We start from the raw sequence: 4,753 nt of genomic DNA, 5'->3' as shown, positions 1-4,753 counted from the left end.
TAAAGATAATAAAAATGACACATCCAAAACCTTTAAATGATAAAAGGATAGTAATAATTCAAAAAAATGGCAGTAAATATAAAAATTTTTTGTATTTTTTTATAAAAAGAGATTATTCTCAAAATTATTTAGCAATTTTTTTACAAATACGAAAAATATGTCAGGAAAAGAAAATAGAATTTGTTGTAGAAGAGAAAGAGTATAATAATATTTTAGAAAATAAATAAAAAAATCAAGGGGTTGATTGAGATGAAGAATAAAATAATTAGAGGGTTAGTTTTTGTAGTTTTAGTTTTTGGAATATTTTCTTGTTTTAGAAAAGAAAAGATAAATGAGACAATTGATGTAAATAGAGATGAGAATAGAATTTTAGTTGCATCATTTAATGCTATGCGTCTTGGTGAGAAACAAAAAGATTATCGGACACTTTCAAAAGTTTTAGCAAAGTTTGATTTAATTGGGCTAGAAGAAGTTATGAATGAGAAAGGAGTTAAGAAAGTCCAGGCGTATTTGGAAAAGTTGACTAAAGAGAAATGGGCCTATATTATTTCGGAAAATTCTGTAGGAAGTGAAAATTATCGTGAATATTTTGCATTTATTTACAGGAAAAGCAAATTTTCTGAAGCAAGAGAGCTTGGATTTTATAAGGAAAAGGATGAGAATGAGTTTATGAGAGAGCCGTATGGTGCATATTTTAAAGCAGGAAACTTTGATTTTGTTTATGTTATTGTACATTCAGTTTTTGGTGATAAAGAAAAACAGAGACTGCTTGAGGCGGCAAATTATATCAATGTTTATGAATATTTTTCTAAATTGACAGATGAGGATGATATAATTATCGCTGGAGATTTTAATACGCCTGCTGATAATATGGCTTTTAAAAACATAGCTGATAAATATAACGTCAAGTATATTTTAAATCCTGAAGAAAATTTGACTACACTTTCGGATAGTAAACTTGTAAGTTCTTATGATAATTTTTTCATAAATTTTGAAAAAACAAGAGAATTTACTGGAAATTTTGGAGTTTATAACTTTATAAAAAATGATAATTATGCTATAATAAAAAAATATGTGTCAGATCATTTGTTGATATTTTCAGAATATTCAACATTGGAGGATTTAGATTATTAAATAGATTTATTAAAGTTAAAATTTATTTTGTTAAGGAAAAAATATTATCAAGTAAACTGAAACTGTTGAGAAAATCTAAAAAAATATCAATGAAAAAGAAAGGAAATAAATGAAAGAAAAAGTATTGAATAAGAAGTTTGTTTATAAAAAAGTGCTTAATATTGGGTTGCCTGTGGCAATTGAAAATATGATTTATGCACTTATGAACTTTGTTGATATGTTTATGGTGGGGAAAGAGATTGTAACGCTTGGGCTGGGGACAGTTGCTGTTGCAGGATTAGGGTTTGCAAATCAGATGTTTATGATTTTTATGACTTCACTTTTTGGGATGAATAGTGGCGGTGGAATTTTGGCAGCTCAGTATTTTGGGAATAAGGATTATAAAAATCTGAAAAAATGTCTTGGGATAACGATAATAGTTGGATTTTTATTTTCACTGCTATTTCTTTTCGCAGGATTGTTTACCCCAAAACTTGTAATTTCAGTATTTACAAATGATAAAAAAGTTATAGAAATAGGGGCTTCATATTTACGTATAGTAGCGTGGACTTATCCACTTGTGGGAGTTGGTTTTGCCTTTAATATGCAACTTCGTGCAATAGGGAAAACCAAATATTCATTTTACTCAAGTGTAATAGGGCTTTTGATAAATGTGGTTATCAACTATGTTCTGATTTTTGGACATTTTGGATTTCCTGCGATGGGAGTGCGTGGTGCTGCAGTTGCAACAGTTATTGCGAGAATTATAAGTACTTTTTATATAATTTATGTGATTTACAAGTTAAAATTGCCAATTGCAGGGAAAATAAATGAATTATTTGACTTATCAATGGAATTTTTTGTAAAAGTTATGAAAATATCGCTCCCTGTTTTTATTCATGAAATATTGTGGGTACTTGGAGCAAGTGTGTATGTAATGATTTTTGGAAGAATGGGGACAAATTTTGCGGCTGCCGTTCAGGTTGTAAAATCAATTAGCAGTCTTGTATTGACATTGTTATTTGGACTTTCGAGTGCAACTTCGGCTATAATTGGTAATGAGATTGGTGCTGGAAGAGAAGAAAATGCTTATGACTATTCAATAATTTTATTAAAGGTAGCTGTTATTTCAGGAATTATTATTGGAGCAATTGTATTTGTTTTCAGTCCATTTATTCTGCAACATGTAAATGAAAAAAGTTATCCGTTAGCAAAAGAGGTTGTAAAGGCAGAGGTATTTGTAATTTTTGTAAAAGCAATAAGTTTACAGCTGTTAGTTGGAATTTTACGTTCAGGAGGAGATACGCTCTGGACAATGTTTGTTGATTTGATTCCGCTTTGGTTTATTGCGATTCCAGTAACATATTTTTCTGGATTATATTTAGGATTTCCAGTTGTATTTGTATATTTACTTTCATGTAGCGATGAAATTATAAAAATATTTCCATGTATATGGAGATTAAAGAGCAAGAAGTGGATAAATAATCTAGTTAGTTAGAAATTTGAATAAAAATGAAATATTTAAAAGGGAAAGTAATAAAAAATAAAAGAGGGTGGTTAAATCGGGGAAAAAAAGAAAACAGAAAATTTTCTGAAATGGAAGTGAATGATGTGAAAGTATTAAAAACAAGTTCGGACAGTTTTAAAAACAGGATAGAGGACGATGCTTTATTTATAGACAAAACTTTATTGATTCACGAAATAATAAGAAAAAAAGAGGAAGTTCAAATATTCACTCGTCCAAGAAGATTTGGAAAAACAACGAATTTATCAATGTTGGAATGCTTTTTTGACATAACAAAAAAAGACGAAAATAGAAAATTATTTAATGGATTAAAAATTGAAAATACAGAAAGTATGGAGTATTTTGGAAAATATCCTGTTGTTAAGTTGACATTTAAGGATGTGAAGCAAACTAATGCTCAAGGAAGTTTTAGTTACGTAAGAGAATTAATTGTGAATGTTTATGATGAGCATAGATATCTGTTTGATAATTTAGATGAAGGTGGAAAAGAGTATTTTTTAGATATTTTAAATAGAAATAAAGAAGTTAATTTAGGGGTTTCATTATTAAATTTGATGAAATTTTTAAGTAATTATCATAATGAAAAAGTAGTAATTTTAATAGATGAATACGATGCTCCAATAATAAATGCTTTTGATAAAGGATACTACAATGAAGCAATAAACTTTTTTCAAACATTTTACAGTTCAGCATTAAAGACTAATAATTCCTTGAAATATGGTATTTTGACAGGAATAACAAGGATTATAAAGGAAGGGATATTCTCTGGTTTAAATAATCTTTATGTAAATACGATTTTAAGTAAGGATTATTCAGAATATTTTGGACTTCTTGAAAGTGAAGTAATTGAAATGCTTGATTACTTTAATATGAAATATAAAATTGAAGAAGTGAGAAGCTGGTACAACGGCTATCTTTTTGGAAATGAGCAAATATACAATCCATGGTCTATTGTCAATTATTTAAGAGAAAAAGAAATAAAATCATACTGGGCAAATGTTTCTGGAAATACACTTTTAGAAAATATGATTGATAACGCTGGAGAAAGTGTTTATGCTGATTTAAAAAGATTTACTGATGGGGAAAGTATTGAAAAGTATATTTCAGACGGGACTACAATAAAAAGCCTTTTGAGCAGTGATGATGAAATTTGGCAGTTGTTTTTATACAGTGGGTATTTGACAAAAGCTGAAAAGCAAAGGGAAATAGATATAACATCAGATTATACAAATGTTTATAATTTAAAAATACCAAACAGGGAAATAAGAAGCTATTTTGGAAGTCTATTTCTTAACAGGTTTTTTGGAACGGAAGTGAAAACAAATATTCTAATAAAAGCACTTGAAAATGGAGACATTAAAAAATTTGAGAAAACATTAGGTGAAATAATGATAAATATGTTAAGCCATTTTGATTTGGATAGTGAAATGGAGAAGATTTATCAGGTGTTTATGATAGGGCTTGTCGGCTTTCTGATGGGAAGGTATGAAATTATTTCAAATAATGAAAGCAGATATGGAAGGTACGATTTGGCAATGATACCAGTAAAAAGCAATGAAAAAGCTTATCTTATGGAATTTAAAATTTCAAAAACTGAAAAAGGAATGAGAGCAAAGGCAGAAGAGGCTTTGAAGCAAATAGATGAGAAAAAGTATGATACAAGGTTGAAGGCTAGAGGAATAAAGAATATTTTGAAGATAGGGATAGCGTTTTATGGGAAGAGTGTGAAGGTTGTCAGTAAATAAAAGTTAGAAATTAAAATCAAATTTCAAAAATTTGCAATTTAGGACGTAAAAGGACAAGGAGAAGAAATTTTATTAGAAAAGGAAAGCATCTTGGATGTTAAATTTCTTTCAGAATCACCTGATGATTCAAATGCAAGAGCAACTGATTTAGGAATTATTCTTGAAATCAAAGGAAAAATTTTGGCAGCTGCAAATGGAGATGCTGAAGATGATACAAGAAAAGTTGCTCAATGGTCATTGGTACCTGCTGAATCAAGCGACGCATACAGAACTGTGGCATTAGAAGTAATATCTGCAGGGCAAATGGTAAGAAAAATTGATATGACAAACGCATTTGTTGTTGATTACGAAGAATCTTACGGAGATCAGG

4 protein-coding genes and 1 pseudogene are annotated in these 4,753 nt (G+C 29.1%); all 5 read left to right on the top strand.

Annotated features, from left to right (window positions below; translation table 11 throughout):
- Window positions 1-227: pseudogene (locus Q0370_RS06955) on the top strand (hypothetical protein); the annotation flags it as partial.
- 22 nt (window positions 228-249) lie between these two features.
- Window positions 250-1,134: an endonuclease/exonuclease/phosphatase family protein gene (locus tag Q0370_RS06950; RefSeq protein WP_299573859.1), complete on the top strand. Its 885-nt coding sequence runs from the start codon at window positions 250-252 to the stop codon at window positions 1,132-1,134.
- 109 nt (window positions 1,135-1,243) lie between these two features.
- On the top strand, window positions 1,244-2,611 hold the full coding sequence (locus Q0370_RS06945; RefSeq protein ID WP_299573857.1) for an MATE family efflux transporter: 1,368 nt from the start codon (window positions 1,244-1,246) through the stop codon (window positions 2,609-2,611).
- Window positions 2,612-2,625: 14 nt separating this feature from the next.
- On the top strand, window positions 2,626-4,383 hold the full coding sequence (locus Q0370_RS06940) for an AAA family ATPase (RefSeq protein WP_299573856.1): 1,758 nt from the start codon (window positions 2,626-2,628) through the stop codon (window positions 4,381-4,383).
- Window positions 4,384-4,473: 90 nt separating this feature from the next.
- Window positions 4,474-4,753, top strand: a 280-nt coding sequence (locus Q0370_RS06935) for a hypothetical protein (protein WP_299573854.1), incomplete at its 3' end; no start/stop codon positions are given.

The sequence above is a fragment of the uncultured Leptotrichia sp. genome, assembly GCF_938036635.1.
GTDB classification, from domain to species: Bacteria; Fusobacteriota; Fusobacteriia; order Fusobacteriales; family Leptotrichiaceae; genus Leptotrichia; species Leptotrichia hongkongensis.
Note: the sequence above shows the minus strand (reverse complement) of the source record. Positions and strands in the feature narration are given on the sequence as shown.

Excerpts from the sequence above, each read along its gene's own strand:
- Q0370_RS06950 (WP_299573859.1), top strand. The coding sequence starts at position 250 with ATGAAGAATAAAATAATTAGAGGGTTAGTTTTTGTAGTTTTAGTTTTT.
- Q0370_RS06945 (WP_299573857.1), top strand. The coding sequence starts at position 1,244 with ATGAAAGAAAAAGTATTGAATAAGAAGTTTGTTTATAAAAAAGTGCTT.
- Q0370_RS06940 (WP_299573856.1), top strand. The coding sequence starts at position 2,626 with ATGAAATATTTAAAAGGGAAAGTAATAAAAAATAAAAGAGGGTGGTTA.